This window comes from Streptomyces sp. NPDC054872, assembly GCF_053610705.1.
In genome coordinates this window covers 21432-38526 of record NZ_JBSGYY010000026.1, presented here as the reverse complement: position 1 = coordinate 38526, position 17095 = coordinate 21432, and the positions used below count along the sequence as shown (strand labels likewise).

The window sequence follows — 17095 nt, the reverse complement described above, 5'->3', positions numbered from 1 at the left end:
GTGATCACACCGGCGCCAGCCACCCCGCCAGGCCCCCCGCGGTGATCCGCTCCAGCGGCGAGGCGTCGACCGGCCCCGGGTAGAGGCGGTACGCGGTGCCGGACGCGACCCCGGACGCCTCCTCCAACTCCCCGTGCAGCAGCGCCAGCAGGGCACGGCGGCCCGCCAGTTCGGGGCCCGCCTCCGCGCGCAGCTCGTCCGGCTCCCAGCCGTCGCGAACCCGCAGCGCGAAGTCGGCGCGCGGCTCGTCCTCGCCGCGGCGGTAGCCCCACAGGACGTGGCCGCGGCCGCGCACGTACACCGGTCCGTCGGTGCGGGCCGCGGCCGTCCAGCAGGCGAGGTCCCACAGGGTGGCCCGGCCGCCCGTCTTGAAGGTGTCGAGCAGGTCATTGCCCATGCGGCCGAGCTGCTTGCGGTAGCGCCACACATCGTGGCTGCCCCCGCCCGTGCCGAGGGTGACATCGGCCCACCAGGCGCGGCGCGACCGCAGGTCGACGATCATTGGCACGCGCAGCGCCGCGGCACCCGCGAGGTCGAAGCGCTGGCGGACGGTGCGCGGGTCGTAGACCGCACGCCCGGTGCCCTCCACCGCCATGAACCCCGCGAAGGCGTCCGGGAGTTCGTCGAAGGGGACGTTGTTGTACGAGAGGACCGCGGGCACCACGAAGCGCACCCCCACGTCGGCCAGCCGCGGCAGGTCCAGGTCCAGGTACTCGGTGGCGCCGTGCGGGGCGGGCGCCGACGTCAGGTCGCCGGAGTGCCGGGCGGCGCCGCCCGCGTACGTCAGGTGCGTGTAGTCGCACAGGCCGACGAAGCGCCACAGGTCGTCGTAGAGCGCGACAGACAGGTCGAGGTCGACGCGCACGCCCTTGGGCTGCAGCCAGTGCAGGAAGAGCCGCACGGTCTCGCCGTCCGCGGGCATGGGCAGCGAGCTGCCGCGCGGCACCGCGACCAGCGAGGCGGCCGAGGCGCGCTCGGCGAACGGCACGGGCAGGTCGGCGAGCGAGGCGTCCAGGACGGCCACCTCGTACTGCTCACCCCGCGAGTCGCCCCGCGAGCCCGCGGCGAGCCTGCGCACCGCCTCCGCCTCGATCAGCTCACCGGCGCGCCCCGCCACCCGGGACGGCAGCGGCGGCCGGTCATCGTCGACCGCGTAGGCCTGGGTGACGCGGCCGCGCGGGAAGAAGACGCGGCGGCGCCCCGGCTCGGCACGGACCTTCATGCGGCCGTACGCGCCGAGCAGCGGCCCGGGAGCGCTGTGCGGCAGCGCGCCCGCGAGCGCCTCGGCCAGCACGTCCGGCAGGGTCTGAGCACCCGACCGGGCGAGCAACAGGTCCAGGCGGCGCAGGAGTTCACCGGGGCGCCGACGCAGCAGTCCGGCCGCGGCCGTGGTGTCCCAGCGGCCGAGCGCCTCCTCGACGCGCCCCTGCCAGGTGGAGATCCGCAGCCGGTCGCCCTCGATGCGGACGTCCTCGTGGCGTGCGGCCTCGCCGAGCAGCACCTCGGCGAGCGCGTCGTCGCCGATCCGGGTTCCGCGCAGGACAGCGAAAGCGAGCGCCACGCGCGCGTGCCGGTGCGCCTGCTCGAAGGGGTGCAGGATCTCGCCGACGTGCTTCCAGGCGCGCGGATGGCGAGCCATGTCCTCGGCGAGGCGGCGGAGGTCGAACCCGTCGAGCAGGGCGAGGAGTTCACGGCGTACGGGACGCGGCAGCCCACGCAGCCGCGGCGGTTCGAGCAGGTCGGGGTCGCCACCGGACCGTACGACGAGGATGCGCAGCACATCGGTGGCGGTGTCGGCGTGCCGCATGACCAGCGGGCGCACCTCCGGCACGTCGAGCAGCGGAGCGAGGGCGAGCGCCTTGCTCTCCCGCAGCGGGATCTCGGCCGGGAGCCAGTCGGCGGCGCCGGCCGGGTCCAGGTGCCCGAGCAGCAGGACCAGGTCGTCGTGGTCCTGCGGGCTCAGGGGCGTTCGGCGGGCGAGCAGGGCCGCGAGTTCGGCGGAGGCGTCACCCGGAGCCGCCAGGGTCAGCGCGCGCAGGATCTCGCCGCCGTCACCGCCGAGGTGGGCGCCGGTGTCGAGCCAGGGGTCGGTGGGCCCGTCCGTCTCGTAGCGGTTCTCGCAGATGGGGCAGGCGTACCAGACGCAGCACAGGTCGCAGCAGCCCGTGTCCAGTTCCTTGCGGTGGCAGTCGTCGCACAGCAGATGCGCGCACGGCTTGAGCGCACGGACGCGGGCCTTGGTGCCCGCGCAGTTCATGCAGGGCTGATGGGGCTGGGCGGCGAGGTGCTCGACGATGAGGGAGGTGTAGCGGTCGTACGCGGGCTGGTACGGGATCTCGTCGGGGAAGCGCCGGAACAGCGGGGCGTGGCGGCGGTCGGAGCCCATCAGCGCGTCGACGTCGGCGAACAGCTTCATGCCGGTCGCGGCGAGGTCGGGGACGGCGAGCGCGGTCAGCGCACGGCGCAGCGGGGCGGTCAACAGGTGCCCGCGGTCAGCCAGTTCGGCTTCGAGGACGACCACGGCGGCCTCGGTCTCGGCGGTCCGTCCGGCGCCGGACGGTACGGCCACGCTCTGCCGGCGGCGCAGCAGCAGCCCGGCGAGGTCGTCGGACGTCGTCATCATCAGGTTCCACCCCCATGGATACGCGAAAGCGGGGGCGGGGAGTGGGTGCGCTACGGATCTTTTGCAGAGATGAGAAAGAAGGAAGCACACCACGGAGCCGCCCCCGCGTTCCTGACGGTACGCGGGGGCGGATCAGGCGTCACACGATTAAACGCCTAGGGCCCCGTAGGGGCGCGGGGAACTGCGCGACCGGCCCCCACGGCCCGCGGAGGCCAACGGCGAGCGACGAGGCAGACGGATCTGCCGGGCCGGTTCACGCTGAGCCCGAGGCGCTTAACCCTCGATCGACGTCATCACGTGCTTGATGCGCGTGTAGTCGTCGAAGCCGTACGCCGAGAGGTCCTTGCCGTAGCCGGACTTCTTGAAGCCGCCGTGCGGCATCTCCGCGACCAGCGGGATGTGCGTGTTGATCCAGACGCAGCCGAAGTCGAGAACCTTGGACATGCGCATGGCGCGCGCGTGGTTCTGCGTCCAGACCGAGGAGGCCAGGGCGTAGTCCACGCCGTTCGCGTACGAGACCGCCTGCTCCTCGTCCGTGAAGGACTGGACGGTGATGACCGGGCCGAAGACCTCGTTCTGGATGATCTCGTCGTCCTGCTTGAGGCCGGAGACGACGGTCGGGGCGTAGAAGAAGCCCTTCTCGCCGACCCGCTGACCGCCCGCCTCGACCTTGGCGTGCGCCGGGAGGCGGTCGATGAAGCCGGAGACCTGCTTCAGCTGGTTGGCGTTGTTGAGCGGGCCGAAGAGCACGTCCTCGTCGTCCGGCTGGCCGGTCTTCGTGTCGGCCGCGGCCTTGGCGAGCGCGGTCACGAACTCGTCGTGGATGGACTCGTGGACGAGCACACGCGTGGCGGCCGTACAGTCCTGGCCCGCGTTGAAGAAGCCCGCCACCGAGATGTCCTCGACGGCCTTGGCGAGGTCGGCGTCCTCGAAGACGACGACCGGCGCCTTGCCGCCGAGCTCCAGGTGGACCCGCTTGAGGTCCTTGGACGCGGACTCGGCGACCTGCATGCCGGCGCGCACGGAGCCGGTGATGGAGGCCATCGCCGGGGTGTGGTGCTCGACCATCGCGCGGCCGGTGTCACGGTCGCCGCAGACGACGTTGAAGACGCCCTTGGGGACGATCGAGCCGATGATCTCGGCCATCAGGACGGTCGACGCGGGGGTCGTGTCCGAGGGCTTGAGGACGACGGTGTTGCCCGCGGCGAGCGCCGGGGCGAACTTCCATACGCCCATCATCATCGGGTAGTTCCAGGGCGCGACCTGCGCGCAGACGCCGATCGGCTCGCGGCGGATGATGGAGGTCAGACCCTCCATGTACTCGCCGGCCGCGCGGCCTTCGAGCATCCGGGCCGCGCCCGCGAAGAAGCGGATCTGGTCGACCATGGGCGGGATTTCCTCGGACCGCGTGAGGCCGGTCGGCTTGCCCGTGTTCTCGACCTCGGCCGCGATGAGCTCCTCGGCGCGCTCCTCGAAGGCGTCGGCGATCTTCAGCAGGGCCTTCTGGCGCTCGGCGGGCGTCAGGTCACGCCAGGCGGGGAACGCGGCGGCGGCCGCCTCCATCGCGGCGTCGACGTCGGCCTGCCCCGACAGGGGCGCGGTGGCGTAGGACTCGCCGGTGGCGGGGTTCACCACCTCGGTGGTCCGGCCGTCGGCGGCGTCCCGGAATTCGCCGTTGATGTAGTTACGCAGACGGCGCAGCTCGGTGGTCACTTCCGGCCCTCCAGTCAGATGTCCAGTGGATGAGACACCCACCCTAGTCGGTGTACCGACGCTTTCAACATACCCGGAGCCCTAGAACTGCGAAATCCGTGACGATTGAAGCTTCAGACAACGAATTTCATCGATCTGACCTTGCGGAACTGTCGACTCCTGTGCACCATGGGGTCGTGGCCAGTCGCAGCGCAGATTCCAGCAGTTCCCGACCAGGGAACGGTTCTTCGTCCATCGACGCCGTCTCCCTGGCGATCATCGAACAGCTTCAGGAGGACGGACGCCGTCCGTACGCCGCCATCGGCAAGGCCGTGGGCCTGTCCGAAGCGGCCGTGCGCCAACGCGTCCAGAAGCTGCTCGACCAGGGCGTGATGCAGATCGTCGCCGTCACGGACCCGCTCACCGTGGGATTCCGACGCCAGGCGATGGTCGGCATCAATGTCGAGGGCGACCTGGATCCCGTCGCGGAGGCGCTGACGGCCATGGCCGAGTGTGAGTACGTGGTGATGACCGCGGGCTCCTTCGACCTGATGGTGGAGGTCGTCTGCGAGGACGACGACCACCTTCTCGAAGTGATCAACAAGCGCATCCGCGCCCTCCCCGGCGTGCGCTCCACCGAGAGCTTCGTCTATCTGAAGCTCAAGAAGCAGACCTATATGTGGGGAACCCGATAGCCGTGAGCAAGGACCTCAGCCAAACCGCGTACGACCACTTGTGGATGCACTTCACCCGCATGTCGGACTACGAGAACGCACCCGTGCCCACCATCGTGCGTGGCGAGGGCACCTACATCTACGACGACAAGGGCAAGAAGTACCTGGACGGCCTCTCCGGGCTGTTCGTGGTCAACGCGGGCCACGGTCGTCACGAGCTCGCCGAGACCGCCTACAAGCAGGCGCAGGAGCTGGCCTTCTTCCCGGTGTGGAGCTACGCCCACCCTAAGGCCGTCGAGCTGGCGGAACGTTTGGCCAACCACGCGCCCGGCGACCTCAACAAGGTCTTCTTCACCACCGGTGGCGGCGAGGCCGTCGAGACCGCGTGGAAGCTGGCGAAGCAGTACCACAAGCTCACCGGCAACCACACGAAGTACAAGGTCATCTCGCGTGCGGTCGCCTACCACGGCACCCCGCAGGGCGCCCTGTCCATCACCGGCCTGCCCGCGCTCAAGGCCCCCTTCGAACCGCTGGTCCCCGGCGCGCACAAGGTGCCGAACACGAACATCTACCGCGCCCCGATCCACGGCGACGATCCGGAGGCCTTCGGCCGCTGGGCCGCCGACCAGATCGAGCAGGAGATCCTCTTCGAGGGCCCCGAGACCGTCGCGGCCGTGTTCCTGGAGCCGGTGCAGAACGCGGGCGGCTGCTTCCCGCCCCCGCCCGGGTACTTCCAGCGCGTACGCGAGATCTGCGACAAGTACGACGTGCTGCTCGTCTCGGACGAGGTCATCTGCGCCTTCGGCCGCCTCGGCACGATGTTCGCCTGTGACAAGTTCGGCTACGTCCCGGACATGATCACCTGCGCCAAGGGCATGACCTCGGGCTACTCCCCGATCGGCGCCTGCATCATCTCGGACAAGCTGGCCGAGCCGTTCTACAAGGGTGACAACACCTTCCTGCACGGCTACACCTTCGGCGGCCACCCGGTCTCGGCCGCGGTCGGCATCGCCAACCTCGACATCTTCGAGAAGGAGGGTCTCAACCAGCACGTCCTCGACAACGAGGACGCGTTCTACCAGACCCTGCGCAAGCTGCACGACCTGCCGATCGTCGGCGACGTCCGCGGCAACGGCTTCTTCTACGGCATCGAGCTCGTGAAGGACAAGGACACCAAGGAGACGTTCAACGACGAGGAGACCGAGCGCGTCCTGTACGGCTTCCTCTCCAAGGCGCTGTACGAGAACGGTCTGTACTGCCGCGCCGACGACCGTGGTGACCCGGTCGTCCAGCTCGCCCCGCCACTGATCTCCACCCAGGAGACCTTCGACGAGATCGAGGGCATCCTGCGCCACGTCCTCACGGAGGCGTGGACGAAGCTCTGATCCCTGGGGTCCACAGGGACCCATAGTGTGATCGAGTGATCAACACCGGCCCGGGGGCGCCCGTTCGAGTGAGAACGGACGCCCCCGGGCCGCGTCGTTTCCAGGCAGCACGGCCTGGATCCCTAGCGTGCCCAGTGACCGATCGGCCCCGCCTTCGTTCCCCCGTACGGGGGAGGCAAACTGATCTGAACCGAGGTGTACGTGATGGTGGCCCCGCCGGACAACGACGTGCTGTGGGCACGCGCCCTGCACGTCACACACAACGGCTCACCCGCACTCACCGGCGTATCGCTGGGCGTGCGCGAGGGCGAGATCCTCGCCGTCACCGGCCCGCGCGGCAGCGGCAAGACGACTCTTCTGCGCTGCCTCTCCGGCCAGCTCCTGCCCCAGCAGGGCGAGGTCTGGTTCAACAGCACGCCGGTCCACACGATGGGCCCGGTCATCCGCGAACGCCTGCGCCGCGACCGCTTCGGCTGGATCGACCCGGAGCCGCACCTCGTCCCCGAGCTCACGGCCCGGGAGAACGTCGCGCTGCCGCTGATGCTGCGCGGCGCGTCGCACCGGGCCTCCAAGACCACGGCCCAGGAGTGGCTCGACCGCCTCGACATCGGTGACTGCGCCCGCAAACGGCCGCACGCGCTGATCCAGGCCCAGCGCCAGCGCATCGCCATCGCCCGCTCCCTGGTCACCATGCCGTCCGTGATCTTCGCCGACGAGCCGACGGCGCCGCTGCACCGCGCCGACCGCGCCCACGTCCTGCGCACGCTGACGACCGCGGCCCGCTCGCACGGCATCACGGTCGTCCTCGCCACGCATGACGCGGAGGTCGCCGCCCTCGCCGACCGTACGGTCACGCTGCTGGACGGGCGGCGGGTGAACACACTGCACCTGCCGGGGGCGGGTGATCTGTCGACGGGGGCCGAGGCCGGCGGCGCGGAGGCCCCGGCTGCCGCGGAGGCCGAGACAGCCGGGGACGGCGGGGATGGTGGGGACGGCGGGGGTGGTGGAGAGGACGGGGACGGCGCGGGTGGCGCGAGTGGCGCCGGTGCCGCGGTCTCCGAGTCCGCCGAGGGCGAGTCCGACGAAGCGGAAGGCCGGGCCGCGTGCTCGCTCTCCGTCTAGCCCGCGGGGCCCATCCCCTGGTCCAGCTGCGCAGGCTGCTCGTCGCCGCCGCCTCGGCCGGCACCGGCTTCCTGCTGCTCTGCACCCTGGGGTACGCGATGGGCCACCCGGACGCGTCCGGCGGGGCCGTGCTGCGCCTCGCCTGGTGCGTCGCGCCGATCGCCGCCACCGTGTACTTCGCCGTCACCGTCGCGCGCACCGACCCGGCGACCAAGCCGCGCTCCGGGCTCTCCGCGGTGGGGCTCGGTCCGGCCAGGCTCACGGTGCTCGCCGCGATCTCCACGGCCGTGGCGTGCACGCTCGGCTCGATGGTCGCGCTCCTGTTCTTCCTGCACCTGCGCGGCGATCTGACGGGCCTGCCGTTCGACGGCGCCGCGTCCGAACTGCTCGCCGCCGGGCAGCCGTTGCCGCTCGCCGCCGCGCTCACCCTGCTCGCCCTTGTGCCGCTCACCGCGTCCGCCGCGAGCGCTGCCGTCCTGCGGCCCCGGACGGCCAAGCGCCGCGACGAGCCGGGCGCCGAGCGGCAGGAACCCGTGGACCCGGACGCACCCGCCGCCCCGCCGAGCGGGCTGCCGTGGGGCATCGCGCTCCTCGCGGCGGGCCTGGCCGTCGAGGCGTACGCGAGCCGCGCCCCCGGCACCTCGAACCTGACACTGCCGGGCGGCCTGACCGGCAGCCCCGCGGGTGTGCTCGCCGGGTGGGCCCTCACGGCGGTCGGCCTCGCCCTCGCGGGGCCCGGCCTCACGTATCTGTGCGGGCGGATCCTGCAGGCGGCAAGGCCCGGGGCGATGCGGCTCCTGGCCGGGCGCGGGCTGCAGGAGGAGTCCCGGCGTATCGGGCGGCCGCTCGGGGTGCTCTGCGTGGTGGGCTCCGCGGCGTACGCGGCGCTCACGCTCTACTCCGGTGCCCGGCCGGACATCGGTCCGCTGACCGCGCTGGGCTCGCTGCTCGTCGCCGGCTGCGCGGTCCTCACTCTGGCCACGGCCGCCGTCGAGGCCAAGCACGCCCGCTCCGACACCACATCGGCGCTGCTCCAGCTCGGGGCGCCGGCCTCGATGCTGCGCGGCACCGCCGCGCTGCGGGCGGGCGCCCTCGCGGCCGTGTTCGGGCCGCTGACCTGGGTGGTCGCGCAGCTGGCGGCGCTGCCTCTCACTCGCTGAGGAGCCCTCGCCGGTCGCGCGGGAAAAAGTTCCGCGAGGGGCGATGAGTTCCGCGTCGAACGTGCGTCTACCTCTCCGTAAGCCACGGAGCGCACGCGCCACGCGGAACTCACGCGGAACCCACGCCGAACTCACCGCATCGGGAGACACCTCATGTACCAGCAGATGATCTTCGTGAACCTCGCCGTGAACGACGTCGACAGCTCGAAGAAGTTCTTCACGGAGCTCGGCTACACGATCAACCCCCAGTTCACGACGGACGACTGCGCCTGCGTCGTGATCAGCGACACGATCGTCGCCATGCTGCTGAGCAAGAAGCACTACCAGCAGTTCACGGAGAAGGAGATCGCCGACTCGCGGACGACGAGCGAGACGCTGATCTGTCTGAGCGCCGAGAGCCGCGAGAAGGTCGACGAGCTGGTCGACAAGGCCGTCGCGGCGGGTGGCACCGCGGGCAAGACGCAGGACTTCGGCATGATGTACGGCCGCGCCTTCGACGACCTGGACGGTCACACCTGGGAAATCATGTGGATGGACGCGTCCGAGGTCCAGGGCTGAGGTCCAGGGTTGGGGCCCAGGGCTGAGGTCCAGGGCTGAGGTCCAGGGTTGAGGTCCAGGGTTGAGGTCCCCCGCAAGGGCGGCCTGCTTAGCATGGGCGGATGCAGCCGACCCCCGAGCCCGCGTCCGTATCCGTATCCGCCTCCTCCTTCGGCCGCGGGCCGGCACCCCGCCTCCCCGGCGGCGACCGCGAGATCGAGTCGCTCGCGGAGTTCGACGAGATCGCCGCGGGCGGCTCGCTCGCCGGGTGCCGCGTCCAGGCCATAGACCTGCTGTCGCGTACGTCCGTGCTGCGGGCCTGCGACGCCACGGGAGCGGTGTTCCTCGGGTGCGCGATGGAGCAGAGCGCGGTGGACGCGATGCGGACCGCCGGGGCGCTGGTGTTCCCGCCCGTCCCGGGCCTGCCGTTCGACCCGTACCGCGGTCTTCTCTACACGCCGGACGAGCTCTTCGCGGGACTCTCCGAGGGTGGGTACGAGGCGACTCCTGACGCCGGTGCGTACGCGTGGTTCCAGGAGACCAAGGCGGACGGCGACGTCTTCTCCTCGATGCTCCGGGCGATCCACGACGACTCGATCTCGGACGCCCTCGACGAACTGCTCGTCAGCGCGCGGGTGGTGGGCGTGATGGGCGGTCACGCGATGGCCCGTGGCACGGAGGCGTACGAGGGCGCGGCACGGCTCGGCCGCTCGCTCGCCCGCGCCGGGTTCACGGTCGCCACCGGGGGCGGACCCGGCGCCATGGAGGCGGCGAACCTGGGTGCGTACGCGTCCGTCTTCCGCGACGAGATGCTGGACGAGGCGCTCGAACTCCTCGCCAAGGCCCCGTCCTTCACCCCGTCCGTCACCGAGTGGGCGCGGGCAGCCTTCGACGTCCGCGAGCGGTGGCCGTCCGGTGGCGCGTCGGTGGGCATCCCCACGTGGTTCTACGGCCACGAGCCGCCGAACGCCTTCGCCACCCACCTGGCCAAGTACTTCGCCAACGCCACCCGCGAGGACGGCCTCCTGGCCCGCTCGAACGCAGGCGTGATCTTCCTGCCGGGGGCGGCCGGCACGCTACAGGAAATCTTCGACGCGGCCACGCCCAACTACTACGAATCCCGCGGCGAGCCCACCCCCATGATCCTGGTGAACCGCACCCACTGGACGACGGACCTCCCGGCCTGGCCGCTGCTGCAGGCACTGGCCCGCGGCCGCTCGATGGAACCGAGGATCGCCCTGGTGGACAGGGTGGAGGAGGCCCCGGCAGCACTGGCATCACTGACGAGAGAGGGCTGAGCCACCACTGCGAGAGCCCGATGGGGCACGCGAGCGGCGGACTACCCGGACCACCCGGGCTCACCCTCCGCCCACCCGGCGACACCTCCGGCCGACCGGGCGATCACCCGGCCCGTCCGGCGCTTGAGGACGAACTCGGCGGAGCCGGTGACGTCGGCAACCGAGGCCGAGGCCCCGCGCCCGAGGCCCCCGCGCCGAGCGGGTTATCGGGAAGGGGCGGGGTTGGGGAAAATCACCCGAACGACGCCCGCTCCAGCCAGAAGTCCATCAACTCCCGTTCCCCCAGAACCTCCACGCCACCAGCGTCCAAAGACCGCCGCCGATAGAACGCGAGCAGCACCTCAGTCAGAGGCCCCCGCAGAGCCACCGTCGCCTTCTCATGCCCACGCCGCCAGCTGAAGCCCTCCGCCCCGAACTCGATGAGCCACTCGGCATCCAGCTCCGGCACCGCGTCCGTCGCGTGCAGATGAATGCTGCGGCCCCCACCGAGCACCTCGGCACGCAACTCACCCGCCGAATCGTCCACCTGAGTCCGCTGCACGAACTGCACGATCTCCAGCCACTCGTCGATCGCGTCGGCGGCGACATCCGCCGCAACCACATACGGCACGCCCGCGGCAACAGCCGCGTCGGCCCGGTGAACAGCCACCTCATGCGTCATGCGCCGCGCCCAGAACCCGGCGTGGTGCTGATCGGACCAGGACCACACCGCGGTGTCGGCGTCCACGCCGTCCCACGCCGCCGCGACGAGCTCGGCGGTCTCCGCCAGCCACGCGTCGAGAGCCGCGGGGTCATCCCCCTCCGGCCCGAGGGCCCCGGGGACATCCTCCAACGCGATCTCTTCCGTGGCCCGGGTGGCCACCATCCGCGCGGCCCATCGCACGGCGCCACCCACATGCCGGGCGAGGTACCCCAGCGTCCACTCCGGACACGTCGGCACGGTGGCCGACAGATCCGCCCCGGCCAGCGTCTCCCTCAACAGGCCAAGCTGAACGGCGACTTCGGCGCGATGGCGGTCGTACTCCAACGTGGTCATGGGCCAGACCCTAGGCATCCCCCGGCGCCACGCACACCTCATTAACGCCCGCCGCCATCACCGCACGGCCGTCGACGCCCACCGCCACGGGCCCGCCCGGACACCTCAGCCCAGAACCACGACATCCCCCACGTCGAACGCGACCCCCACCGTCTCCCCCACCCCAGGCGCGTCCCGCAACGCACAGGCGGCCTCAAGGCGTGGCCCGGTCCGAGGCTCCAGGTGGACGGCGACATGCGTACCCCGGAACGTACGCGCCGTCACCGTGCACGGCAGCCCCTCGTCGACGGGCACCAACCGCACCCCGGCCGGCCGGACCAGCAACCGGCACCGCCCGTCCTGCGCACCCTCGGAGTTCTCCGGCACCGGAACCTTGCCCCAGGCGGTGTCGGCCACCTCACCGGCCACCGTCGCGTCGACGACGTTGTCGAAGCCAAGGAACCGCGCCACGAACTCGTCCGCGGGACGCCGCCAGACGTCAAGTGGTGTGCCGGACTGGGCGATCCGACCGTCCCGCATCACCACGACCCGGTCCCCGAGCGCGAACGCCTCACCCTGATCATGCGTGACCGCGAGGACTGTCGTACCCAACTCGTCGAACAGCTCACGGAGTTCGACGACGAGGCGCTCCCGCAGCGAACGGTCGAGCTGCCCGAGCGGTTCGTCGAGCATCAGCAGCCGCGGCCTCGGCGCGAGCGCCCGCGCGAGAGCGACCCGCTGCTGCTCGCCGCCCGAGAGCGAGGCGACGGCCCGCCGCTGCGCCCCCGGCAGCCCCACGAGTTCGAGCAACTCGGCCACGCGGTTCGCCTGTTCGCCCCGTGAAGCCCCGTGCATCCGCAACCCGAAGGCGACGTTGCCGGCCACGTCGCGCTGCGGGAACAGCTGGTGGTCCTGGAACATCAGGCCGACCCCACGCTTGTGCGCGGGCACACCCCGCTGGTCACGGCCATCGAGCAGGACCTGTCCGCCGTCGAGCTCCTGGAGCCCGGCGACCGCGCGCAGCAGCGTCGATTTGCCGCTGCCGCTCGGCCCGAGCACGCAGACGATCTCGTGCTCGTCGACCGCGAGACCGACCCCGTCGAGCACGGCCCGCCCCCCGAACCGCACGGTCGCGTCCGCCAGCGTCAGCAACACGGCACCCGCACCCGCACCCGCACCTGGAGCCGCTTCTGCACCCACACCCACACCCACACCCACACCCACACCCATCAGAACTCCCCAGTCGTCCGGTCGGTACGGAGCCGTTCGAGCAGCAGCAGCGACACCGCGCACACCACCATCAAGATCGTCGAAAGGGCCATCGCCTGCCCGTAGTTGAGCTCCCCGGCCCGCCCCAGGAGCCGCGCCACGGCGACCGGAAGCGTCGGGTTGTCCGGCCGCGCGATGAACACGGTCGCGCCGAACTCCCCCAGGGACACCGCGAAGGCGAACCCGGCGGCGATCAGCAGGGCCCGCCGCACCATCGGCAGGTCGACCTCCCGCCACGCCCGCAGCGGCGAGGCCCCGAGCACGGCGGCCGCCTCACGCAGCCGTCCGTCCACCGCGCGCAGGACGGGAAGCATGGTGCGTACGACGAAGGGCACGCCCACCAGGGCCTGCGCGAGCGGCACCAGGATCCACGTCGACCGCAGGTCCAGCGGCGGTTCGTCCAGCGTGATCAGGAACCCGAAGCCGACCGTCACCGCGGAGACCCCGAGCGGCAGCATCAGGAGCGCGTCGAAGCCGCGCACCAGGCGCCCGGCCTTGCGGGTGAGCGCCGCCGCCGCGAGGCCGCCGATCACCAGGGCGATGGCGGTGGCGGCGAGCGCGTACTGGAGCGAGTTCCAGACGGCCTCGATCGGCGGGACGAGGAACGCCCCGCCCTCCGCCGACGTCAGCTCCCTGAAGTAGGCGAAGCCATGGCCGCCCGGCACGCTCAGCGACCGCTCGATCAGCACCCCGAGCGGCAGCAGGATCAGCACGGCGACCGTCAGCATGACCCCGCCGAGCAGGGCCCACTGGCCCGCGCCGCGCGGCCGCCGGGCCACGGCGGCGGCGTCGACCAACCGCAACGCGGTCTCGCGGCGGCGCACGGTCCACGCGTGCACGGCGAGGATCAGGCCGACCGCCGCGAACTGCACGATCGTCAGGACGGCGGCCGTCGACAGGTCGAGGAGCTGGGCGGTCTGCCGGTAGATCTCGACCTCGAGCGTCGAGTACGCGGGTCCGCCGAGGATCTGCACGACCCCGAAGGAGGTGAAGGTGAAGAGGAAGACCATGAGGGACGCCGCGGCGACGGCCGGGCCGAGCGCGGGCAGCGTCACCGTCCGCCAGGCGGTCCACCGCGAGGCGCCGAGCATCCGCGCGGCCTCCTCCTGGCGGGGGTCGAGCTGCGACCAGAGCCCGCCCACGGTCCGTACGACGACGGCGTAGTTGAAGAAGACGTGCGCGAGCAGAATGGCCCACACGGTCGTGTCGAGCCGTACGCCCCACATCTCGTCGAGCAGCCCGCCGCGGCCGAGCAGCGCGAGGAACGCCGTCCCGACGACGACCGTCGGCAGCACGAACGGCACCGTGACGGCCGCCCGCAGAATCTGCTTGCCCCTGAACTCGAAGCGCGCGAAGACATACGCGCCGGGGAGCGCGATCAGCAGCGTGAGCGCGGTCGAGGCGAGCGCCTGCCAGGTGGTGAACCACAGCACGTGCCGGACGTCGGACTGCCCGATGACGTCCGCGATCCGCCCGAACTGCCACTGACCGCCCACCTTCATGCCGCGCGCGACGATGGCGGCGACCGGATAGGCGAAGAAGACCGCGAAGAAGGCGACGGGCACGGCCATCAGACCGAGCCGCGCCGCGCTCCCGCGCGCGAGCCCCTTACGAGACGTGGTTACTTCAGTACGAGCGAGGTCCACGACTTGACCCACTGCTCACGGTTGTCGGCGATCTTCTTCGGGTCCATGGCCTGCGGGTCGTCGACCTTCACCCCGTGCTTCACGAACAGCTCGGGCAGCTCGACGTTCTCCCGCACCGGGTTCACGAACATGTTCAGCGGCATGTCGGCCTGGAACTTCTCCCCGATCAGGAAGTCGAGGAGCGCCTTGCCGCCCTTCTCGTTCTTGGCGTTGCCGAGCAGCCCCGCGTACTCGACCTGCCGGAAGCAGGTGCCCTTCGCGACGCCGGTCGGCGCTTCCTTGGGCTGCGGCTTGGCGTAGAGCACCTCGACGGGCGGCGATGAGGCGTAGGAGACGACGAGCGGACGGTCGCCCTTGGCCTTCTTCCCGCCGGCGGACCCGGAGAACTCCTCGTTGTAGGCCTGCTCCCAGCCGTCGACGACCTTGACGCCGTTGGCCTTGAGCTTCTTCCAGTAGCCCTGCCATCCGTCGTCGCCGTACTGGGCGGCGGTGCCGAGCAGGAATCCGAGGCCGGGCGACGAGGTCGCGGCGTTCTCGGTGACCAGCAGGTTCTTGTAGGCGGGCTTGGTCAGGTCCGCGAAGGACTTCGGCGGCGCCAGCTTCTTGTCGGCGAAGTACTTCTTGTCGTAGTTGACGCAGATGTCGCCGCTGTCGACGGGCGTGACGCGGTGCTTGTCCTGGTCGACACGGAACTGCGAGCCGATCTGGTCCGAGCCCTTGGCCTCGTACGACTGGAAGAGGCCGTTGTCGAGCGCGCGCGAGAGCAGGGTGTTGTCGACGCCGAAGAAGACGTCTCCCTGCGGGTTGTCCTTCGACAGGATCGCCTTGTTCACGGCGGCGCCCGCGTCCCCGTCCTTGAGGACGTCGACCTTGTAGCCGGAGCTCTTCTCGAACGCCTTCAGGACGTCCTTGGACACGTTGAAGGAGTCATGACTGACCAGCGTGACGCTCTTGGAGTCGGCGCTCTCGTCGCCGCTGCCGGACGAGCTGCCGCACGCGGAGAGCGCGACGAGGCCGACGGCAACCGCGGCCGCGGTGACGGTGATCTTCTTGGTGGTGCTCACCGAGTTCAACTGAGTTCATTCCTCCTGGAGTGACCAGGAAGAGACGCGGCCCTGCCCGCGGACCGAAGGGTCTGCGGGCAGGGCGCAACAGCTTGAGTGATGACCGAACTTCCTACCCGGAATGACCCGGGCAAGGTTCAGAGGGTCTGCGGCCAACCTGTCCTTGGCTGCCGCACTCTCAGCGCTGTGGCGCTCCCCTGTCGGAATATGAAGATGTCTTCCGGCCAGACTAACGCTCGGCCGCGGCGAGCTGACCGCACGCCCCGTCGATCTCCTGGCCACGGGTGTCACGAACCGTGACAGGTACCCCATGAGCGGCGATGGCGTCCACGAAGGCCTTCTCGTCCTCCGGCCGCGATGCCGTCCACTTCGATCCCGGGGTCGGGTTCAGCGGGATCAGGTTCACGTGGACGGGCTTGTTCTTGAGCAGCCGTCCGAGCCGGTCACCGCGCCAGGCGTGGTCGTTGATGTCCCGGATCAGCGCGTACTCGATGGAGAGGCGGCGCCCCGACTTGGCGGCGTACTCCCACCCTGCCTCGAGCACCTCGCGCACGTTCCACCGCGTGTTGACGGGTACGAGGGTGTCGCGGAGCTCGTCGTCGGGCGCGTGCAGCGAGATGGCGAGGCGGCACTTGAAGCCCTCGTCGGCGAACCGGTGGATGGCGGGAACCAGACCGACGGTCGACACGGTGATGCCGCGCTGCGACAGCCCCACGCCGTCCGGCTCGGGATCCGTCAGCCTGCGGATGGCACCGGTCACGCGGTTGTAGTTGGCGAGCGGCTCGCCCATCCCCATGAAGACGATGTTGGAGAGCCGCGCGGGCCCGCCGGGGATCTCCCCGTCCCGCAAGGCGCGCATCCCGTCCACGATCTGGTGGACGATCTCCGCGGTCGACAGATTCCGGTCGAGGCCGGCCTGTCCCGTCGCACAGAACGGGCAGTTCATCCCGCATCCGGCCTGCGACGAGATGCACATCGTCACGCGGTCCGGGTAGCGCATGAGCACGGACTCGACGAGCGTCCCGTCGAAGAGGCGCCACAGCGTCTTGCGGGTGGTGTCGTCATCACAGCTGATGTGCCGCACCACGGACATCAGCTCGGGAAGCAGCGCCTCCTGCAGCTTTCCGCGCGCACCGGCGGGGATGTCGGTCCACTGCTCCGGGTCGTGCGCGTACCGCGCGAAGTAGTGCTGCGAGAGCTGCTTGGCGCGAAACGGTTTCTCGCCGACGGCGGCAACGGCTTCCTTGCGCTCGGCAGGCGTGAGGTCAGCGAGATGCCGCGGCGGCTTCTTGGCCCCACGGGGCGCGACAAAGGTGAGTTCTCCGGGTACAGGCATGGTGGTTCCAGTGTCGCAGACGCCGGGTGCCCGGCCAGGTCACCGCGTACGGGCGGGGGCCGTTACTGGTCGTCATTGGTCGCTGTGGGCCTCCCTTGGACGGCCCACAGACGGCCCAGCGATCCGGAGGCTGAGCTGCGACGACTACTACAAAGGGTTCGGCTCGGGCCCCTTCCCACGGCCCCGTGCCGAGGTTCCCCGGCGGCGCGCCACCGAAGTCCGCCAAGGACGGCTGAGTGCACCCCGATCACCCATCCCGCCTGAGGAGGGGGAG

At 70.9% G+C, this 17095-nt stretch carries 12 protein-coding genes and 1 pseudogene; 6 read left to right on the top strand and 7 right to left on the bottom strand.

The window, feature by feature from the left end; genetic code table 11:
* Window positions 1–4 precede the first annotated feature (4 nt).
* Complete coding sequence (locus ACWGIH_RS27955; RefSeq protein WP_453443540.1) at window positions 5–2623, bottom strand: MXAN_6230/SCO0854 family RING domain-containing protein; 2619 nt, start codon at window positions 2621–2623, stop codon at window positions 5–7.
* A gap of 273 nt (window positions 2624–2896) precedes the next feature.
* The gene (locus tag ACWGIH_RS27950) at window positions 2897–4336 is read right to left on the bottom strand and encodes a gamma-aminobutyraldehyde dehydrogenase (RefSeq protein WP_453443542.1); all 1440 of its coding nucleotides are present in this window, start codon (window positions 4334–4336) and stop codon (window positions 2897–2899) included.
* 161 nt (window positions 4337–4497) lie between these two features.
* Here ACWGIH_RS27950 and ACWGIH_RS27945 point away from each other — a divergent pair, with 161 nt between their 5' ends.
* The 6 genes and pseudogenes from ACWGIH_RS27945 (at window position 4498) to ACWGIH_RS27920 (ending at window position 10491) form a co-directional block, all read left to right on the top strand.
* Entirely contained in the window at window positions 4498–5010 is a 513-nt protein-coding gene (locus ACWGIH_RS27945) for an Lrp/AsnC family transcriptional regulator (RefSeq protein WP_383324209.1), read from the top strand.
* Window positions 4995–6374, top strand: coding sequence for an aspartate aminotransferase family protein (locus tag ACWGIH_RS27940; RefSeq protein WP_453443544.1), 1380 nt, complete (start codon window positions 4995–4997; stop codon window positions 6372–6374). Before ACWGIH_RS27945 ends, ACWGIH_RS27940 begins: the two co-directional genes overlap by 16 nt.
* A gap of 204 nt (window positions 6375–6578) precedes the next feature.
* Window positions 6579–7310, top strand: a pseudogene (locus tag ACWGIH_RS27935) (ABC transporter ATP-binding protein); the annotation flags it as partial.
* Window positions 7311–7477: 167 nt separating this feature from the next.
* A complete protein-coding gene (locus ACWGIH_RS27930) occupies window positions 7478–8656 on the top strand; it encodes a hypothetical protein (RefSeq protein ID WP_453443545.1) in 1179 nt (392 codons plus the stop codon).
* A 153-nt stretch (window positions 8657–8809) separates the two neighbouring features.
* The gene (locus ACWGIH_RS27925) at window positions 8810–9214 is read left to right on the top strand and encodes a VOC family protein (protein WP_453443547.1); all 405 of its coding nucleotides are present in this window, start codon (window positions 8810–8812) and stop codon (window positions 9212–9214) included.
* Between the two features lie 101 nt (window positions 9215–9315).
* Complete coding sequence (locus ACWGIH_RS27920) at window positions 9316–10491, top strand: LOG family protein (RefSeq protein ID WP_453443549.1); 1176 nt, start codon at window positions 9316–9318, stop codon at window positions 10489–10491.
* Between the two features lie 232 nt (window positions 10492–10723).
* On the opposite strand, the gene ACWGIH_RS27915 is transcribed toward ACWGIH_RS27920, so the two are convergent.
* The 5 genes from ACWGIH_RS27915 to rlmN form a co-directional block, all read right to left on the bottom strand.
* Entirely contained in the window at window positions 10724–11527 is an 804-nt protein-coding gene (locus tag ACWGIH_RS27915) for a maleylpyruvate isomerase family mycothiol-dependent enzyme (protein ID WP_453443551.1), read from the bottom strand.
* A gap of 105 nt (window positions 11528–11632) precedes the next feature.
* A complete protein-coding gene (locus tag ACWGIH_RS27910) occupies window positions 11633–12661 on the bottom strand; it encodes an ABC transporter ATP-binding protein (protein WP_453443552.1) in 1029 nt (342 codons plus the stop codon).
* 74 nt (window positions 12662–12735) lie between these two features.
* Window positions 12736–14346, bottom strand: a complete 1611-nt coding sequence (locus ACWGIH_RS27905) for an ABC transporter permease (RefSeq protein WP_453443554.1) — start codon at window positions 14344–14346, stop codon at window positions 12736–12738.
* 50 nt (window positions 14347–14396) lie between these two features.
* On the bottom strand, window positions 14397–15485 hold the full coding sequence (locus ACWGIH_RS27900) for a thiamine ABC transporter substrate-binding protein (protein WP_453443556.1): 1089 nt from the start codon (window positions 15483–15485) through the stop codon (window positions 14397–14399).
* Window positions 15486–15714: 229 nt separating this feature from the next.
* Complete coding sequence (rlmN, locus tag ACWGIH_RS27895; RefSeq protein ID WP_451216551.1) at window positions 15715–16821, bottom strand: 23S rRNA (adenine(2503)-C(2))-methyltransferase RlmN; 1107 nt, start codon at window positions 16819–16821, stop codon at window positions 15715–15717.
* Window positions 16822–17095: the final 274 nt, after the last annotated feature.